Source organism: uncultured Granulicatella sp. (genome assembly GCF_963528315.1).
Classification (GTDB): Bacteria; Bacillota; Bacilli; order Lactobacillales; family Aerococcaceae; genus Granulicatella.
Map to the genome: position 1 here is coordinate 71,300 of NZ_CAURVV010000001.1, position 15,749 is coordinate 87,048.

Below are 15,749 nucleotides of genomic sequence, written 5' to 3' on the forward strand. Positions count from 1 at the left end.
AATGAAAGAAATACCATCAAAAAAAGATGATATGTTAGAAATTTATGAAGACAATGGTAAGTATATTTTAAAGTATCCGACTTTCAATATCACCTTGCCAGAGGTTTCTAAAGAAATCCCTAAAGAAGCAGTGGATAGCTATTTAGCAGGAGAACATAATGGTGAAGAATTAATTAATTATGCTAATTTCGGATTTTGGGAATCAAAAATTAGTCAAGAAGATGCTAACATACAATTTTTAAGAGATAATCCAGAATTTCTTCTTATTGATACAGATAGAAAGAGAGCCTATTTCTCCGAAAAAGAATTTGAAGAATTGTTGAAAAAAGCTCATATGGAAAGCTGAACTAAATGTTGTTCTGCCTAAGAAAGTTTCAGTAAGGATAGATACTGTTTTTGAAAAAGATTCTATATCAGTCAGACTAAAAATGTTTAACGTACGTTCTCAAATTGAAGGAGAGCCACTTAGAATTAAGTAGATAAGAAATAAATCAGGGGATTAAAAATGTTTGAAAATCAATTAAGTCAATTGTTTAATGATATAGCAAATAATGTAAATCGTATTATTCCAGTAACTTGGAATGATTTATACTTTAATGTTGAGTTAAAGGAAGGGGACGGAGAAGTTTTATTTTATTTTAATACGAAAGAAAATCCTGAAAAATATATTTTCTCACATGATATGCCAGTAATTTATGACATTCCATTTTCTGAATATATGGACACCTTTAATCAATTAATGAGCATTTCTAGAAACATTTTAGAGGTTTTAGAAGATAATAATCAACCTGAATGGTATGCAATGGTTTTAATAGTGAAATCTCGGAAACAATTAAAGGTTGAGTTTGATTATACTGATTGGTTTGCTAGTCCGTTTACCTCGAATCAAAGGCTGTCTTTTTTTAAATATAAATAGTTAGGAGAAGAACCTGAAAATAATGATTTACTTCAACTTTTTAAAGAAATGGAAGAATATCAAAACAAAAGTTAAACATCTTTGATGAACGCTTGAAAGACCTAGAGTATTTCCCATATGACCTTCTAGTCCAAGAAAACTAGGGGGGGATGGGGTTCTAACCAGTTTTAATTGAAAAGGGGAATATCTTCACCTATAGTAACTTTAAAATCGACCATAGCATAGGAGGCATCAGTAGATGTTTGGAAAAATAAAATCAAATCCCTCTCATCAGTTCCATCCACTTACCAAGGATGAAATTAAAAACAGCGAATCAAAGTTAGGAATAATATTTCCGAAATTACTTAGAAAATTTTATTTAGAGATTGGCCATGGTTTTATTGGAAGTGAAGTAGGTAACATCAATCGAATTATGGATCCAGAGTCTGTTTTGGACTTTAGATTGAGACAAAATGATTTTGAATTTTATCCGGATATTGAAATATATGATGAATTTGAAGAAGATAAAATGATTTTCTTTGAAGCAAATGAATCTGTCCTGATATCTATTGGCTTCGGTTCAGATAATAGTGGAAAGATTTATTATTATGATGAAGAGATATCCAAAAATCTTGGGGAATTTTTAGAAAAATTGTTAGAGGACGATACTTTTTATTATTAATTTTTCTAACTTCGAAGATTTTCTAGATAAGTAGATGTGCTATTTTCAAAAAGGAATGAAGTAAGAATATGAAGTGGTTGAATTATAAAGGTAGTTCTATAGATATAATAGAAAGTGTGGAGCATAGATTACAAATTACTCTACCAGAGGATTATAAACAATTTGTTTTAAAATATGATGGTGGTTATCCTAATCCTAATCATTTTAAGGTAGATGGGAAGGTAGAAATTTTCAATAATTTGATTAGCCTAGATGAGAATGAATACAATAATATATATGAAATTCTTGAAGATTTACAAGATAGAATCGGCGACCAACTAATTCCATTTGCAGAAGATGGGTTTGGAAATTTATTATGTTTTGATTATTCAGCTAATAAAAACATCGTCTTTTGGGATCATGAAAAGAACTATGGTGATTTTAAAGAGTTACCCCTTGTTTGTTTCAGTTTTTCTAGTCTAATTGAGAATCTTTTTTAAGATGTATAGTAGTAAATGACCATTGTTGAGTATATAAGTATGAAAATTGGAAGGAAATCGTGAGTATGAATCACCATAACGCATTATTTAAATTAGGAATAGCTACATGGTTATCTAAGTCAATGCAGGAAAGTCAGTTTTATAACAAGATTGAAGAGCTTCTTGAAGAATGCTGGAAATGGGTAGAGAATCATGAGGTATCTGCAGATGTCCTCTATTCCCTTCTTGATGATGGAACTGATTTCGGAGGGGCTTTAATTTATATGCAAGTGGATGAACCAAAATATGAATCAAAGTGGAACTGTATTTTTGAAGCAGGTGCTTCTATAGCATCATTAGCTTATAAGTTAGAAGGGAAAAAATATATACCTGCATTACTAGAAGAAATTGATTCAGCCCAACAAGAAGAATTCTTTAGTGAGCAATTGGAAAACATTCTTGGAAGTAAAATCCAACACCTAGATGACTTTAAAAACTATTTATTAGATGACAACGAAAAGAACAAAGAAAAGATACTAAAGAAACTATCTGATATATTAGACTAGCTGTGAGATAAGAAAAAAAGGAGTGCATACATGTTAAGAGACAAACATAAAGATTATGCGTATTTTGAAAAACGTTTGAATCGGTTACAAAAACGTTTAAGAGAAGCTGTCGAGATGACAGATGAAATTTCGGAGAAGTATTTGTTGTTCCATTATCAAGATTTGGTTTTGGATAATGAAGAACTAGTGAAACTTTCCTATTCTATAGGGGCTTCGAAAGAGGAGATTTTTCCCTATTATCAAGGTATTCTGTCTCATCTCAAAGTTATTGCTTCGCAGGGAGTCCCCTTTTATCGTGCAGTTGATGTCTTTGCCTTAGGAGTTCTTTATAGTGAGCGTAAGGAAGAGTTTCTGGATGATTTAAAGTCTATTTATGAGCAGATGGACCATACAGATGGTTTGATTGAATACTTTATGGTCTATCTATTCCATGATAAGATAGTTCCTTTCCACTCGATTTTAGAGTATCAAAATATGATTGAGGACAACTATGAGAGTGTAGCCAAGGCACAGGGGTTCTGGTATTATAGCCACTCGGATGCACCTTGGTATGGAATACATAAGTATGACAATAGAGGTTATGATGGCTACTGGAGTTTTGACACCGCCGCAACCTGTAAAATCAAAGGAATTTACGACGAACGCTTAAAAGACTTAGAGTATTTTCCATATGATTTGTTGGTGCAAGGAGAGTAGGTTGAGAAAAGGAGTTAACATATGATAAGAGATAGAATCAAAACTGAAGAATACTTTCAGGAAGCATTTGAATGGTATTCTGAAAGTTTGCGCAAGAAGTTGGAACGTTTTGATAAGGTAAAACCAGAAAATCTTTCGGATCATTTTCGATTTAGAGTTATTAATTATGAAGATTTATTAAGAGTTGGTTACTCTCTAGGAAAGGATATTCAGGAGCTCTTTCCTTATTATCAAGGAATCCTCTCCAACTTAAAAGAGGTCGCCTCGGAAGGAGTTCCTTTTGACTTGGCGGTTGATATATTTGCCTTAGGAGTTCTTTATAGTGAGCGTAAGGAAGAGTTTCTAGATGATTTAAAGGCTATTTATGAGCAGATGGACCACACAGATGGCTTGATTGAATACTACATGGTTTATCTATTCCATGACAAGATAGTTCCTTTTCATTCGATTTTAGAGTATCAAAATATGATTGAGGATGCTTATGAGAGTGTGGTTAAGGCACAGGGTTTCTGGTACTATAGCCACTCAGATGCTCCATGGTATAATAATCATACCAAAGATACTTATGTGGGCTACTGGAGTTTTGACACTGCCGCAACTTGTAAGATTAAAGGTATTTTTGACGAACGCTTGAAAGACCTAGAGTATTTTCCATATGATTTGTTGGTGCAAGGAGAGTAGGTTGAGAAAAGGAGTTAACATATGATAAGAGATAGAATCAAAACAGAGGAATACTTCCGAGAAGACAGAGAATTGTATCTAGGTTCGCTAAATAGGAGATTAGCAAAATATGATAAAATTAAACCAGAAAATAAAAGTGTTTATTTTCGAAATCTAGTAATTGATAATGAAACTTTATTTAAAATATGTTATTCTCTAGGGGATTCTGTTCAAACTCTTTTCCCCTATTATCAAGGGATTCTTTCTAATTTAAAGCTCATTGCCTCAGAGGGATTCCCATTTGACTTGGCAGTTAACATCTTTGCCCTGGGAGTGCTTTACAGTGAGCGCAAGGAAGAGTTTCTGGATGATTTGAAGGCTATTTATGAGCAGATGGATCACACAGATGGATTGATTGAATACTACATGGTTTATCTATTCCATGACAAGATAGTTCCTTTTCACTCGATTCTAGAGTATCAAAATATGATAGAGGACACTTATGAGAGTGTAGCCAAAGCGCAGGGTTTCTGGTACTATAGCCACTCGGATGAACCTTGGTATAATTCTCATCAATATGAACACTGTGGTTATTATGGCTACTGGAGTTTTGACACCGCCGCAACCTGCAAAATCAAAGGAATCTACGACGAGCGCTTGAAAGACCTAGAATATTTCCCATATGACCTTCTAGTCCAAGAAAACTAAGAAAACTGGGTTTCCACCAAGTTTTTATCGAACATGTAGTGTCCTTTTTCTTTCTACCTATCTAAATGTTTGATTTATTTATTAAAAAAGGAGTCTATATGTTAAAAGATTTTACAAGAGTGGCAACCTTGCCTCAAGAAGTAATAGAAAAGTATAAGAATCAAGTTCCAGAAGAGCTAGTTCAAATCTGGAAGGAAGACGGTCTGGGGACCTTTTTAGATGGTTATTTGAAGGTCATTAATCCAGATGAGTATCTTGAACTGGTTCAGGAGACCTATTTCAGAGGGGACATTTCCATACCTATTTTTGCGACAGCTTTTGGGGACATTATAACTTTGGAGAAGAAGAAATATTTGGGGATTATTAAATATAAAGATGGTACATTTGATATTTTTTTAGAAAATTTATCACATTTTATCAAGTTTCTACCTGACAAAAGTTTTACAGATGATTATTTTGACTTACCACTTTATCATGAGGCGGTAGAGAAATATGGTTTGCTTGACTATGCAGAGTGTTTTGGATTTGTGCCACTTTTGGTTTTAGGTGGCTTTAAAGACGTAAATCATCTGAATAAGGTAAAAATATATGAACATATTTTACTAATTACTCAATTAGCTGGGCCTATCGGAGATTAAAAGTGGTCATATTTTTGATAATCTAATCAAAATCAAGGTGTAACTCAGGAACTATGGGAATGTTTTTACAATAAATTAGTTTGAGGTATAAAAAATGGATGAAATAAAATTGAATAAACTATCATATATTTTATATTCTGAAAGCAATGATAAAGCTGTGGAACTAGTTAAGTCTATTAATAGTGAAGATGAACTCTTTGTCTTGCTAGATAATTATAACTGGAATAATGGTTTTGAAGTGCCAGAGGCAATTATTACTCATCCTAATTGTACTCTCTCTGTTGCCTTATTAGCTTTTCATCGAGCAGACGGTATACAATATTTACTTGAAGGAGAGGCTGTTTTTGCAAATCGTTTATCGAAATCCTGGGAAGATTTTATAAAGGAAGTTTATAATAAAATTTTGAAAAAGAAATATCCCAATGGAAGTATCTCTTTTCAGCCTGAAATAACAAAAATTCAAAAGTTCAAATTAAATAAGTTAACTCCTAATCTCGATCCGATTATTTTAGACGGAGTTTTAGGAAAAGATTTACATATTCGTCTTTAAAAATAAGAATAACAATATGATACTCTTGACAGTCGCTATAGCTATGAAGGGTGTTGTGATAAGAATGAAGAATTGCTTCCACGTCTAGTGTTTAAAAAATGGTTTGAGGAAGTTAAAGAAAATCAGCTATAATGCTTTTAATATTATGAAAATATTCTAAAATACACAACAAAGTGAAGTTTCAGGGATAGCAGTGCAACCCGAAGAGACGAAGACTCAACCTGATTTTTACTTCCAATATTTAGTACATTTTAAAATTGACAAGTCAATAAAGTCAAGTTATGGGCTACGTAGTGGCTAAAAATCCACTGAAGATAAGTACATTAAATAGTTGTGTGGATAGTTTTCAATAATCAGTACAACAGTATTTCGACACTCTGTGGTTAAACCACAGTTTTTTTGTATACGGCATAGAAATTGACTTTTCTAAATGTAGCAATGGACGCCAGTAGCCCTGCGGTCTCTTGGCTATTCGTGTTATGGGGAAAAGTCATTTTTATTTTGGCTTGATTTTATGAGAGAACGTCTAGGAGATTAACTTTTCCAAAGATTTCTTAATCTCAAAAATGTTCTCGTATAGATTGAGAATTCTAATTTTTGTTGAGTAGGATATTCTTTTTCAGTATAATGAGATTTAAATCACAAATATTTATTGGATAAAAAGGAGGTTATTTATATGAAGAGATTACTTTCTCTTACGTTTACGGTACTGTCTATGATTACACTTGTTGGATGTTCGGGTACTAAAGAGCAAACAAAGGTACCAGTTGAAAAAGTAGAGCAGCAACAAGCCAAATTTGATGAAAAGTTATTTAAAGAAGCTGGTTTATTACCATTTAAAAATGAAAAACAACTAGTACTTGAGGAGTTAGATTCATTATCACGTGCAAAAGGTGCTCATATACAACTCAAGAATAGTGATGAACCAACAGAAAAAAGAAATTCTAAGTTGACGTATGATCCAGTGGGATGGCACAACTATAAATTTTATTATGGTGATGGAACAAAAGAGGCATGGTTGATGAGTAGAGGACATTTAGTCGGATATCAGTTTAGTGGGCTGAATGATGAAAAAAGAAATTTAGTTCCGATGACTAACTGGCTAAATTCTGGAAATTATACCGGAATAGATGATTCTAATGAGAATAGTATGATTTTTTATGAAAATAAATTGGATTCTTGGCTCGCTACTCATCCTAATTACTATCTCGATTATAAAGTAACACCAATTTATCAAGATGATGAATTAATTCCAAGACAGATTGAACTACAATATGTTGGTATAGATAAAAATGGAAGTCTTTTAGAAATCAAATTAGGTGGTACTAAGGAGAAGGTAGATCAATTTTCTGTAACTCATGTTGTTTTAGATAATGTTTCAGCTAATGCAGAGATTAATTATTTAGATGGAAGTGCAACAAATACAGTTGAAAGTCAAAAAGAAAGAGAAGAGAAAGAAAAAGTAGAAAGGGAAAAAGCAGAGAAGGAAGCAGAAGAAAAGGCTAAAAAAGAGGCAGAAGAAAAGGCTAAAAAAGAAGAAGAAAGAGCTCAAAGAGAAGAACAAGAGAGAGCTAAAAAAGAAGAACAGGAAAGAGTTCAAAAAGAAAATCAACAAAAATCAAATGTTGGGTCATCTAATGCATATGGATATTTCAAAGATTCTAATGGTAGATGGCACAGACCGAATGGTAAGTATGCTTCTAAGAAGGAAATTAGAGAAGCAGGCTTAGAATGGTAATAGATATGAAAGACAAAAAAAGTTAAATGAAGAACCCCCAAAAAGTCTAACTTTTTGGGGGCTCTTCACAGTGAGTGAAAAACAATTTTAAAGAAATAAAAAAGCGGCTCTTCTCTATGGTGAGACAGTGCCGCAGACTGCTGAAAGACATTTTGAAAGTTTTCGGTTGTCAATCATACCACCGAATGTTAGAACTAATATTGGATACCGAAAAATACAAGACCAAATTCTCAAAGTATTCAATAAGTGATTCCCTTGAATAGGAGTACAGAGCAATCACTTTGACTTCAAGAATAATTTGGTTTTAAAAAAAGATATCCAACGTTTGTAGTCTAACAAAGGAAGAAATACTTGTCAATTTGTAAAGACACTTGTGTGGCTATTGTAAATGGTTTACGGAATTGCTTATATACGATAAAATTAAAATGAAATTTAATAGGAAAGGAACCGTTATGAAATTATTTAAACAACAAACAAAATTAGTATATGCCACAACATTCTTTTTAATCATTATTTCAATTATTGAATCATTATTTAATTTTAAGTTATTACCGTACTTAAGAATCGTCGATCGTATCGTTTTTACGATGCTCTTATTTTTCTTTGCAGATAGTTTCTACTCTAGTAATAATAAAAAGAAATTTCTGTTACACTTATTTATAATGAGTGTGGTCATGCCCATTGTCATTTTAATAAATCAAAAAATTTTTAGTTTGCTAACATGGTTTGGTTTTAATGATATGGGGGCTACATTCTTTAGAACGTTTGAATGGCTCATTTATAAAAATATCTTCACTACATTATTTATCATTGGTTTATTAAATTATGGTTGGGATTTTCTAGTCGATGCTTATAAACATAAATCAGTATCTTCATTTTTTAAAGGAATAGGAATGATTTTAACACCTATTCTTATAACGATTCCATTATTTGAAATAGGAATGACATTTGGACGGGTAAGAGCTTTTCCACCAATGTTAGAAGATATAGCTTCATTCATTTTTATAATAACACCTAGTCTTTTAACAGTCGGAGGTGGAGCCGCAGTAGTATTATTAGGTTGGTTGTTTTATATCTTTAGAGAAAAAAGAAAGATTCAAGCTATAATTTTATTGATTTTTAGTATACTTATTTTTCTCTTATATCCATCTAGATTTGACTGGATGAGGGTATTTGCAATCATTCCGTTATATTACTATAATCGTATCATGTTAAATCAAGAAGGGGGAATGGAAGAGCATGATTCAACAGTTTAAAAGACTGACCCGTGAACAGAAAGGGAATACAATTTCCGTTTTTTTAGTTTCAGCATTGATTACGATGTTTTTTGCTAGAATTCATATATTAAAAGATGGTGATTTTGATTTTACTATTTTAGGATGGATGAAAGTCCATTTCTGGAGTATTATTCCTGCCTTTATTAGTGTTTGGATATTGAAATGGAAAAAACTAGAATTGATAAAGGGGAATTTCATCGTTAAAGGATTATTGAATTGGTTTCTAACGATAGTCGCTACGATAGTAATAGAACTTTCCTTTGTACTTATTTTCTATTTATTTATCTACCTGTTATATAGTTTTTAATGGAAGAATAAGGAGTCAAAAAATTTAAAGACGTAGAATAAAGTAAGTACTTTACATTTAGTAGAGTACTTTTTTATTAAAGAAATGGAGAAGGTAATTTGTTATTATTTCCAAATATTTGGAAATAATATGTTTAGGAGCTTAAATATTTCAGGAAATAAAAGGACGTTTCGTGTGAATTTATGAAGTGACAGTTAAGAGATTGACTTCTTTAATTAAGAAATACTAGAATTACGTTGTACGATAAGAGAATGAAGAGAGGAATGCTAAAATGAATTTAGAACAATATTTAGGAAAAGATATTCGAGTTACATTTGTGGATGGTCATGTTTTAGAAGGACATTGTCATACTTTTACTGGAAGACTAGATACTGAAGATGAATTATACGATGAGATTACAATTGAGACCGATAAACATCCCTACGTTGGATTTAATGAAACTAGGATTAAATGTATTGAAGTGATTTAGTGCTTTAAAGTTATTTTTGTCATATGGCATTTTGAAACTAAAAATTTTCTTCAGAAAAGTCTGATTATTGGAGTATAATGAAGGAGAACAGTGATGTTAGACTGTAAGTTTAGTTCGACCAATGAGTTCATATTTTCGAAAGTGAGAAAAGATATGCTTCAAAATTTTAAACTATTAAACTCAGAGCAAAAATTAATTTTATGTTCGAACCTCGTGGTTTCTGCAATTATAACGATGATGTTAGCCTTTTTTATGAATCCAGGAGGTGATTTCTCAATTTTATTTTGGATAAAAAATTACCTATGGAGTGTTTTGCCCGCATTTATAAATGTATTTGTATGGAATCATTATAAAATTCAATTAACGAATAAGAATTTTTTCTTTAAATTTCTCATTAGTTGGGTTCTAGTTCTTATAACAACTATTATCATGAAAGTGATTCTTCTTTTGATTCTAGTAATAATCGTTTATTTCGTGACTTATGGTCGGGATATTATGTAAGGATGAATGCTTTTCGTAATAAAAATCCAATGAAATTAATACTGAATTATTAGTTTTATTAATAGATGAGAATACCAAATGAAATAAAACACGCCATTTTATGTCATAATGGCGTGTTTATTTATGATAAGATTGGTTTGTTCAAAAATTGAAGAAACAAGTAACTGAATATTTCTGTAGTTAGGCTGCTTGAAAATTGTTAACAATTGATAGAATTATTTTATAAAATGCTTTACAAAAAAAACTAAAATGTTATAATGCTTGTATAGGTAATGCAAACGTTTGCCTAAATTAAAAAATAAAGGAGATTTGAATGATGAAAGATACATTCAAAAATATCTTGTCTTTCGAGTTTTGGCAAAAATTCGGAAAGGCTTTGATGGTGGTTATCGCTGTTATGCCGGCTGCTGGTTTGATGATTTCAATCGGTAAGTCACTAGTTATGATTAATCCAACATTTGCACCACTTGTAATCACAGGTGGAATTCTTGAGCAAATTGGTTGGGGGGTAATCGGTAACCTTCATATTTTGTTCGCCCTAGCGATTGGAGGAAGCTGGGCTAAAGAACGTGCTGGTGGTGCTTTTGCCGCTGGACTTGCCTTCATTTTAATTAATCGTATCACTGGTACTATCTTTGGAGTATCAGGGGCTATGTTGAAAGATCCTGAAGCAATGGTATCAACTCTCTTTGGAGGTTCAATTAAAGTTGCTGATTATTTCATCAGTGTTATGGAAGCTCCAGCATTGAACATGGGTGTATTCGTAGGAATTATCTCTGGTTTTGTAGGGGCTACTGCTTTCAACAAATACTACAATTTCCGTAAACTTCCTGATGCACTTTCATTCTTTAACGGGAAACGTTTTGTACCATTTGTAGTGATTCTTCGTTCAGCAATTGCTGCAATCGTACTTTCTATTTTATGGCCACTTGTGCAAACTGGTATCAATAATTTTGGTATCTGGATTGCTAACTCACAAGAAAATGCTCCAATCCTTGCACCATTCTTATATGGTACTTTGGAACGTTTGCTATTGCCATTCGGTCTTCACCATATGTTAACAATCCCAATGAACTATACAGCTCTTGGTGGTACTTATGAAATTTTAACAGGTGCAGCTAAAGGTACTCAAGTATTTGGACAAGACCCACTATGGCTTGCATGGATTACAGACCTTGTAAACCTTAAAGGTACAGATGCAAGTCACTACCAACAATTATTAAATACTGTTCATCCAGCTCGTTTTAAAGTTGGACAAATGATTGGTTCATTCGGTATCTTAATGGGTGTGATTGCTGCTATCTATCGTAATGTTGATAGTGACAAGAAACATAAATATAAAGGTATGATGATTGCAACAGCTCTAGCAACATTCTTAACAGGGGTTACTGAGCCAATCGAATACATGTTTATGTTTATCGCAACACCTTTATATCTTGTTTATTCACTAGTTCAAGGTGCAGCATTTGCTATGGCTGACGTAGTGAACTTACGTATGCACTCATTTGGTTCAATCGAGTTCTTAACTCGTACACCAATTGCGATTAGCGCTGGTATCGGTATGGATATCATTAACTTCATTTGGGTAACAGTTCTATTTGCAGTAATTATGTACTTTATCGCAAACTTCATGATTCAAAAATTCAACTATGCAACTCCAGGACGTAACGGAAACTACGAAACTGCTGAAGCTTCAGAAGAATCTAGTAGTGAAGTGAAAGTTGCAGAAGGTTCTCAAGCTGTAAACATTATTAACCTTCTTGGTGGACGTGCAAACATCGTTGATGTGGATGCATGTATGACTCGTCTTCGTGTAACTGTAAAAGACGCTGATAAAGTCGGTGATGCAGAGCAATGGAAAGCAGAAGGAGCTATGGGTCTTGTTATGAAAGGCCAAGGAGTTCAAGCTATCTACGGTCCAAAAGCCGACGTATTGAAATCTGATATCCAAGATATCCTTGATTCAGGGGAAGTTATTCCTGAAACTCTTCCAACTCAAATGACGGAAGCACAACAAAATGCTGTTCAATACAAAGGTCTAACTGAGGAAGTTTACTCAGTAGCAGATGGTGAAGTAATTGCATTAGAACAAGTAAAAGATCCAGTATTCTCTCAAAAAATGATGGGGGATGGATTTGCAGTAGAACCAGAAAATGGAAACATTGTTTCTCCAGTTTCAGGTACTGTTTCAAGTGTCTTCCCTACAAAACATGCTCTTGGTCTTGTGACTGAAGCAGGTCTTGAAGTACTTGTTCACATTGGATTAGACACAGTAAGTCTTGAAGGAAAACCATTTACCGTTCATGTTGCTGAAGGACAAAAAGTTGCAGCAGGTGATTTACTTGTTACAGCTGACTTGGATGCAATTCGTGCAGCAGGTCGTGAAACTTCAACAATTGTTGTCTTTACAAATGCTGATGCGATTCATTCAGTTAAATTAGAACAAACAGGTACTCTTGCAGCTAACACAGTAGTTGCTAAAGTAGAATTATAATAGTCTTGAGGTTGGAATCTTTTTCCAACCTCTTATTTTAGGAGAAAAATATGAAATTTTTAACACTGAATACTCATAGCTGGATGGAGAAAGAAGCAGAAGAAAAATTCAATCTTTTACTTCAAGATATTCTGGACAAGAATTATGATTTGATTTGTTTTCAAGAAGTCAATCAGGAAATCACTTCACCAGAGGTAAAAGTTGATGACTTCTACAAAGCTTTGCCATCAGCAGAACCAATTCACCAAGATCACTATGTTAGACTTTTGGTAGAAAAATTAGCTGAAAGTGGCAGAAATTATTACTGGACTTGGTCTTATAATCATATCGGTTATGATCGCTACCATGAAGGGGTAGCAATCTTATCTAAAACACCAATTGAAGCCAGAGAAGTTTTGGTATCAGACGTGGATGATCCAACAGACTATCATACTCGTCGAGTTGCCTTGGCTGAAACGGTAGTGGATGGTAAGGAACTTGCAGTGGCTAGTGTGCACCTTTCTTGGTGGGATAAAGGTTTCCAAGAAGAATGGGCACGTTTTGAAGCTGTCTTGAAGAAATTAAACAAACCGCTTTTACTAGCTGGAGATTTTAACAATCCAGCCGGTCAAGAAGGTTACCAAGCTATTTTAGCGAGTCCATTAGGTTTACAAGATGCATTTGAAGTAGCTAAAGAGAAAAGTGGTAGCTATACCGTTCCACCAGAAATTGATGGATGGAAGGGAAATACAGAACCACTCCGCATTGACTATGTATTTACCACTAAAGAGTTAGAGGTAGAAAATCTACATGTCGTTTTTGACGGGAATCATAGTCCTCAAGTGAGTGACCACTTTGGATTAAACGCTCAGTTAAATTGGAAATAACAGTACGAAAAAGGTTAGGAAAGAATCTTAACCTTTTTTACATTCCTAGATATTGATATGTGAGCTTAATTAGGATTAACGAAGGATAGAGTGGGGATATGTTGTAAAACTTCATAATGGTTTACTAGAAACTTATTATCCGGTAAAATAACGTTATTCTATAAAGTGAGGTATAAAGATGATAAAGAATTTTTTACAATTAACACGTAAACAACAAATCATTACAATTGTAGTTTATACAGTGATTGCAGCTATTACAATGTATCTTGGGTATAAACAAAGTCAAGCCCCTGTTGTGACTACGAACTCTCTTACAGGATTCCAAAGTGCTCAATTACCTTCAGCACCGGATAATTCAATTTTAGGGTGGTTAAATTTCCATAAAATTGGATTAGTATTTGCTCCTGTTAGTGTTTTGATTCTTGATTATTTTAAAATTTATTTAATTCGAAAAGGATTTATTCTAAAAACACTACTCAGTGCAGGTTTAATTTTACTATTTACATTTTTATTACAAGTCGCTTTAGCTATTGTTTTTGGAATTGTTGTACTTGCCATTGCTCTTGGAATTCTTTTCAATGAATTTGGATCAGGTTCTGGAAGCTATAGTAGTGGTGGGGATTATTCTGCACCCTCTAATAACAACAATGATGCTTTCAATGCTGAACAAGCTAGACTAGCAAGTGAACAAGATGCGGAACGCAGAAGACAACAAGACATTGATCGTTATGAAAAAGCAGCTTATGAATATCAAAGCCGTGGCTTAAATCGTGCTGCAGATGAAATGAATCAAAGAGCGAATAATTTGAAATAAGCATAAATTGAGACTTTTTGATGTAGGAACCAGTATACTACAGATAAAAGTCTTTTTTAGAAAGGAAAAATAATATGATATCAATGCAATATAAAATAAAATTACCAGATTCGTTTGACATGAACATCATTAGAGAACGAGTTCGAGAAAATGGATATAAAATGGACGGCTTCAAAGATTTACTCTTTAAAGCGTATCTTATTTCTGTAGAAAATAGTAAAAATGACATCAAAAAAGAATATGCTCCATTATATTTATGGAAAGATTCAGAAGGAATGAATCAATTTATATGGGATGGATTTTATGATAATATTCTGAAGTCATTTGGATGGCAAACTATTTCTACAGGAATTCCATTAGCATTTGAGAAAAAGGAAAACATTAATAGCAGTCGTTATTGTGTAGAAATAACAAGAGAAATCTCAGAATCCACTCAAATGGAACGATTAAGTTTTTCAACTACCTTTGAACATAGTACGAGTCAATTATTAGTTTATAATCCAGAAAAATGGCAATGTAAGGAATATTATTTCTTTGAAGAACTTCCAGAACAAATGGAAGGTACAAATATTTATGAAATTTTACATTTATCATTAGAACAGTAAAATTAAAGGAGAATGAATATGAGCAATTATGAATTACCACGTGTGTGGAGTGCTGCAGACAGTAACCAAGGAAAATTTTCAGGAATAAATCGTCCAACTGCTGGAAGTCGTTTTGAACAAGTATTACCAAAAGGGGAGAAACCTTTCCAATTATATTCTCTAGGAACTCCAAATGGTGTAAAAGTGACAATTTTATTAGAAGAATTATTAGCATTAGGAATTAAAGAAGCAGACTATGACTTATATAAAATCTCTATTATGGATGGAGAACAGTTCGGAACTGGCTTTGTAGAAGTAAATCCAAACTCAAAAATTCCAGCCTTATTAGATCAATCAGGAAAAACAAATATTAGAGTCTTTGAATCAGCGAATATTTTATTATACCTTGCAGAGAAATTTGAACAGTTTCTTCCAAAAGAATTTGAAAAACGTACAGAAGTATTAAATTGGCTATTTTGGCAAGCAGGATCTGCACCATTTGTAGGTGGAGGATTTGGACACTTCTTTAATTATGCTCCAGAAAAAATTGAATATGCGATTAATCGATTTACAATGGAAACAAAACGTCAATTAGACTTGTTAGACAAAGAATTGGCAACAAGACCTTATATTGCAGGCGAAGAGTACACGATTGCGGATATTGCGATTTGGTCTTGGTATGGACGCATAGTATTAGATAAACTATACCAAAATTCAGCAGAGTTTTTAGATGCAGCTAGCTATACACACTTAGTGGAGTGGGCAAAACGAATTGAAAGTAGACCAGCTGTTCAAAAAGGATTAGAAGTGGAATATAAGAGTTTATAGTTCGTAGTTTAAGAGAAA

The 15,749-nt window shown here is 33.0% G+C and carries 19 protein-coding genes; all 19 read left to right on the forward strand.

Features of this window, described 5'->3' with window-relative positions; genetic code table 11:
- Position 1: 1 nt before the first annotated feature.
- Positions 2 to 346 carry a hypothetical protein gene (locus tag RYK07_RS00360; protein ID WP_314851873.1) on the forward strand — a complete coding sequence of 115 codons (345 nt, stop codon included), beginning with the start codon at positions 2 to 4 and terminating at the stop codon, positions 344 to 346.
- 159 nt (positions 347 to 505) lie between these two features.
- Complete coding sequence (locus RYK07_RS00365) at positions 506 to 916, forward strand: immunity protein YezG family protein (protein WP_314851874.1); 411 nt, start codon at positions 506 to 508, stop codon at positions 914 to 916.
- A 238-nt stretch (positions 917 to 1,154) separates the two neighbouring features.
- Positions 1,155 to 1,577, forward strand: coding sequence for an SMI1/KNR4 family protein (locus tag RYK07_RS00370; RefSeq protein ID WP_314851875.1), 423 nt, complete (start codon positions 1,155 to 1,157; stop codon positions 1,575 to 1,577).
- Positions 1,578 to 1,645: 68 nt separating this feature from the next.
- The gene (locus tag RYK07_RS00375) at positions 1,646 to 2,056 is read left to right on the forward strand and encodes an SMI1/KNR4 family protein (RefSeq protein WP_314851876.1); all 411 of its coding nucleotides are present in this window, start codon (positions 1,646 to 1,648) and stop codon (positions 2,054 to 2,056) included.
- A gap of 65 nt (positions 2,057 to 2,121) precedes the next feature.
- A complete protein-coding gene (locus RYK07_RS00380) occupies positions 2,122 to 2,601 on the forward strand; it encodes an Imm6 family immunity protein (protein WP_314851936.1) in 480 nt (159 codons plus the stop codon).
- 30 nt (positions 2,602 to 2,631) lie between these two features.
- Positions 2,632 to 3,297: a PoNe immunity protein domain-containing protein gene (locus RYK07_RS00385; protein ID WP_314851877.1), complete on the forward strand. Its 666-nt coding sequence runs from the start codon at positions 2,632 to 2,634 to the stop codon at positions 3,295 to 3,297.
- Positions 3,298 to 3,318: 21 nt separating this feature from the next.
- Positions 3,319 to 3,978: a PoNe immunity protein domain-containing protein gene (locus tag RYK07_RS00390; protein WP_314851878.1), complete on the forward strand. Its 660-nt coding sequence runs from the start codon at positions 3,319 to 3,321 to the stop codon at positions 3,976 to 3,978.
- A gap of 21 nt (positions 3,979 to 3,999) precedes the next feature.
- Positions 4,000 to 4,665: a PoNe immunity protein domain-containing protein gene (locus tag RYK07_RS00395; protein WP_314851879.1), complete on the forward strand. Its 666-nt coding sequence runs from the start codon at positions 4,000 to 4,002 to the stop codon at positions 4,663 to 4,665.
- Between the two features lie 98 nt (positions 4,666 to 4,763).
- Positions 4,764 to 5,303 (forward strand): T6SS immunity protein Tdi1 domain-containing protein, encoded by a 540-nt coding sequence (locus RYK07_RS00400; RefSeq protein ID WP_314851937.1) that lies wholly within the window; start codon positions 4,764 to 4,766, stop codon positions 5,301 to 5,303.
- A gap of 94 nt (positions 5,304 to 5,397) precedes the next feature.
- A complete protein-coding gene (locus RYK07_RS00405) occupies positions 5,398 to 5,853 on the forward strand; it encodes a DUF4274 domain-containing protein (protein ID WP_314851880.1) in 456 nt (151 codons plus the stop codon).
- 676 nt (positions 5,854 to 6,529) lie between these two features.
- A complete protein-coding gene (locus RYK07_RS00410; RefSeq protein ID WP_314851881.1) occupies positions 6,530 to 7,591 on the forward strand; it encodes a DNA/RNA non-specific endonuclease in 1,062 nt (353 codons plus the stop codon).
- Positions 7,592 to 8,043: 452 nt separating this feature from the next.
- Entirely contained in the window at positions 8,044 to 8,847 is an 804-nt protein-coding gene (locus tag RYK07_RS00415) for a hypothetical protein (protein ID WP_314851882.1), read from the forward strand.
- On the forward strand, positions 8,831 to 9,175 hold the full coding sequence (locus RYK07_RS00420) for a hypothetical protein (RefSeq protein ID WP_314851883.1): 345 nt from the start codon (positions 8,831 to 8,833) through the stop codon (positions 9,173 to 9,175). Before RYK07_RS00415 ends, RYK07_RS00420 begins: the two co-directional genes overlap by 17 nt.
- Before the next feature lie 271 nt (positions 9,176 to 9,446).
- Positions 9,447 to 9,644: a hypothetical protein gene (locus RYK07_RS00425; protein WP_314851884.1), complete on the forward strand. Its 198-nt coding sequence runs from the start codon at positions 9,447 to 9,449 to the stop codon at positions 9,642 to 9,644.
- Between the two features lie 814 nt (positions 9,645 to 10,458).
- Positions 10,459 to 12,639 (forward strand): PTS transporter subunit IIBC, encoded by a 2,181-nt coding sequence (locus RYK07_RS00430; RefSeq protein WP_314851885.1) that lies wholly within the window; start codon positions 10,459 to 10,461, stop codon positions 12,637 to 12,639.
- 50 nt (positions 12,640 to 12,689) lie between these two features.
- On the forward strand, positions 12,690 to 13,505 hold the full coding sequence (locus RYK07_RS00435) for an endonuclease/exonuclease/phosphatase family protein (RefSeq protein WP_314851886.1): 816 nt from the start codon (positions 12,690 to 12,692) through the stop codon (positions 13,503 to 13,505).
- Between the two features lie 178 nt (positions 13,506 to 13,683).
- On the forward strand, positions 13,684 to 14,319 hold the full coding sequence (locus RYK07_RS00440) for a hypothetical protein (RefSeq protein WP_314851887.1): 636 nt from the start codon (positions 13,684 to 13,686) through the stop codon (positions 14,317 to 14,319).
- A gap of 74 nt (positions 14,320 to 14,393) precedes the next feature.
- Entirely contained in the window at positions 14,394 to 14,924 is a 531-nt protein-coding gene (locus RYK07_RS00445; RefSeq protein WP_314851888.1) for a DUF4865 family protein, read from the forward strand.
- 18 nt (positions 14,925 to 14,942) lie between these two features.
- Positions 14,943 to 15,731, forward strand: a complete 789-nt coding sequence (gene yghU, locus RYK07_RS00450; RefSeq protein ID WP_314851889.1) for a glutathione-dependent disulfide-bond oxidoreductase — start codon at positions 14,943 to 14,945, stop codon at positions 15,729 to 15,731.
- Positions 15,732 to 15,749 lie beyond the last annotated feature (18 nt).

Coding starts and splice junctions, on each gene's coding strand:
- RYK07_RS00360 (WP_314851873.1), top strand. CDS start 2: ATGAAAGAAATACCATCAAAAAAAGATGATATGTTAGAAATTTATGAA.
- RYK07_RS00365 (WP_314851874.1), top strand. CDS start 506: ATGTTTGAAAATCAATTAAGTCAATTGTTTAATGATATAGCAAATAAT.
- RYK07_RS00370 (WP_314851875.1), top strand. CDS start 1,155: ATGTTTGGAAAAATAAAATCAAATCCCTCTCATCAGTTCCATCCACTT.
- RYK07_RS00375 (WP_314851876.1), top strand. CDS start 1,646: ATGAAGTGGTTGAATTATAAAGGTAGTTCTATAGATATAATAGAAAGT.
- RYK07_RS00380 (WP_314851936.1), top strand. CDS start 2,122: ATGAATCACCATAACGCATTATTTAAATTAGGAATAGCTACATGGTTA.
- RYK07_RS00385 (WP_314851877.1), top strand. CDS start 2,632: ATGTTAAGAGACAAACATAAAGATTATGCGTATTTTGAAAAACGTTTG.
- RYK07_RS00390 (WP_314851878.1), top strand. CDS start 3,319: ATGATAAGAGATAGAATCAAAACTGAAGAATACTTTCAGGAAGCATTT.
- RYK07_RS00395 (WP_314851879.1), top strand. CDS start 4,000: ATGATAAGAGATAGAATCAAAACAGAGGAATACTTCCGAGAAGACAGA.
- RYK07_RS00400 (WP_314851937.1), top strand. CDS start 4,764: ATGTTAAAAGATTTTACAAGAGTGGCAACCTTGCCTCAAGAAGTAATA.
- RYK07_RS00405 (WP_314851880.1), top strand. CDS start 5,398: ATGGATGAAATAAAATTGAATAAACTATCATATATTTTATATTCTGAA.
- RYK07_RS00410 (WP_314851881.1), top strand. CDS start 6,530: ATGAAGAGATTACTTTCTCTTACGTTTACGGTACTGTCTATGATTACA.
- RYK07_RS00415 (WP_314851882.1), top strand. CDS start 8,044: ATGAAATTATTTAAACAACAAACAAAATTAGTATATGCCACAACATTC.
- RYK07_RS00420 (WP_314851883.1), top strand. CDS start 8,831: ATGATTCAACAGTTTAAAAGACTGACCCGTGAACAGAAAGGGAATACA.
- RYK07_RS00425 (WP_314851884.1), top strand. CDS start 9,447: ATGAATTTAGAACAATATTTAGGAAAAGATATTCGAGTTACATTTGTG.
- RYK07_RS00430 (WP_314851885.1), top strand. CDS start 10,459: ATGATGAAAGATACATTCAAAAATATCTTGTCTTTCGAGTTTTGGCAA.
- RYK07_RS00435 (WP_314851886.1), top strand. CDS start 12,690: ATGAAATTTTTAACACTGAATACTCATAGCTGGATGGAGAAAGAAGCA.
- RYK07_RS00440 (WP_314851887.1), top strand. CDS start 13,684: ATGATAAAGAATTTTTTACAATTAACACGTAAACAACAAATCATTACA.
- RYK07_RS00445 (WP_314851888.1), top strand. CDS start 14,394: ATGATATCAATGCAATATAAAATAAAATTACCAGATTCGTTTGACATG.
- yghU (WP_314851889.1), top strand. CDS start 14,943: ATGAGCAATTATGAATTACCACGTGTGTGGAGTGCTGCAGACAGTAAC.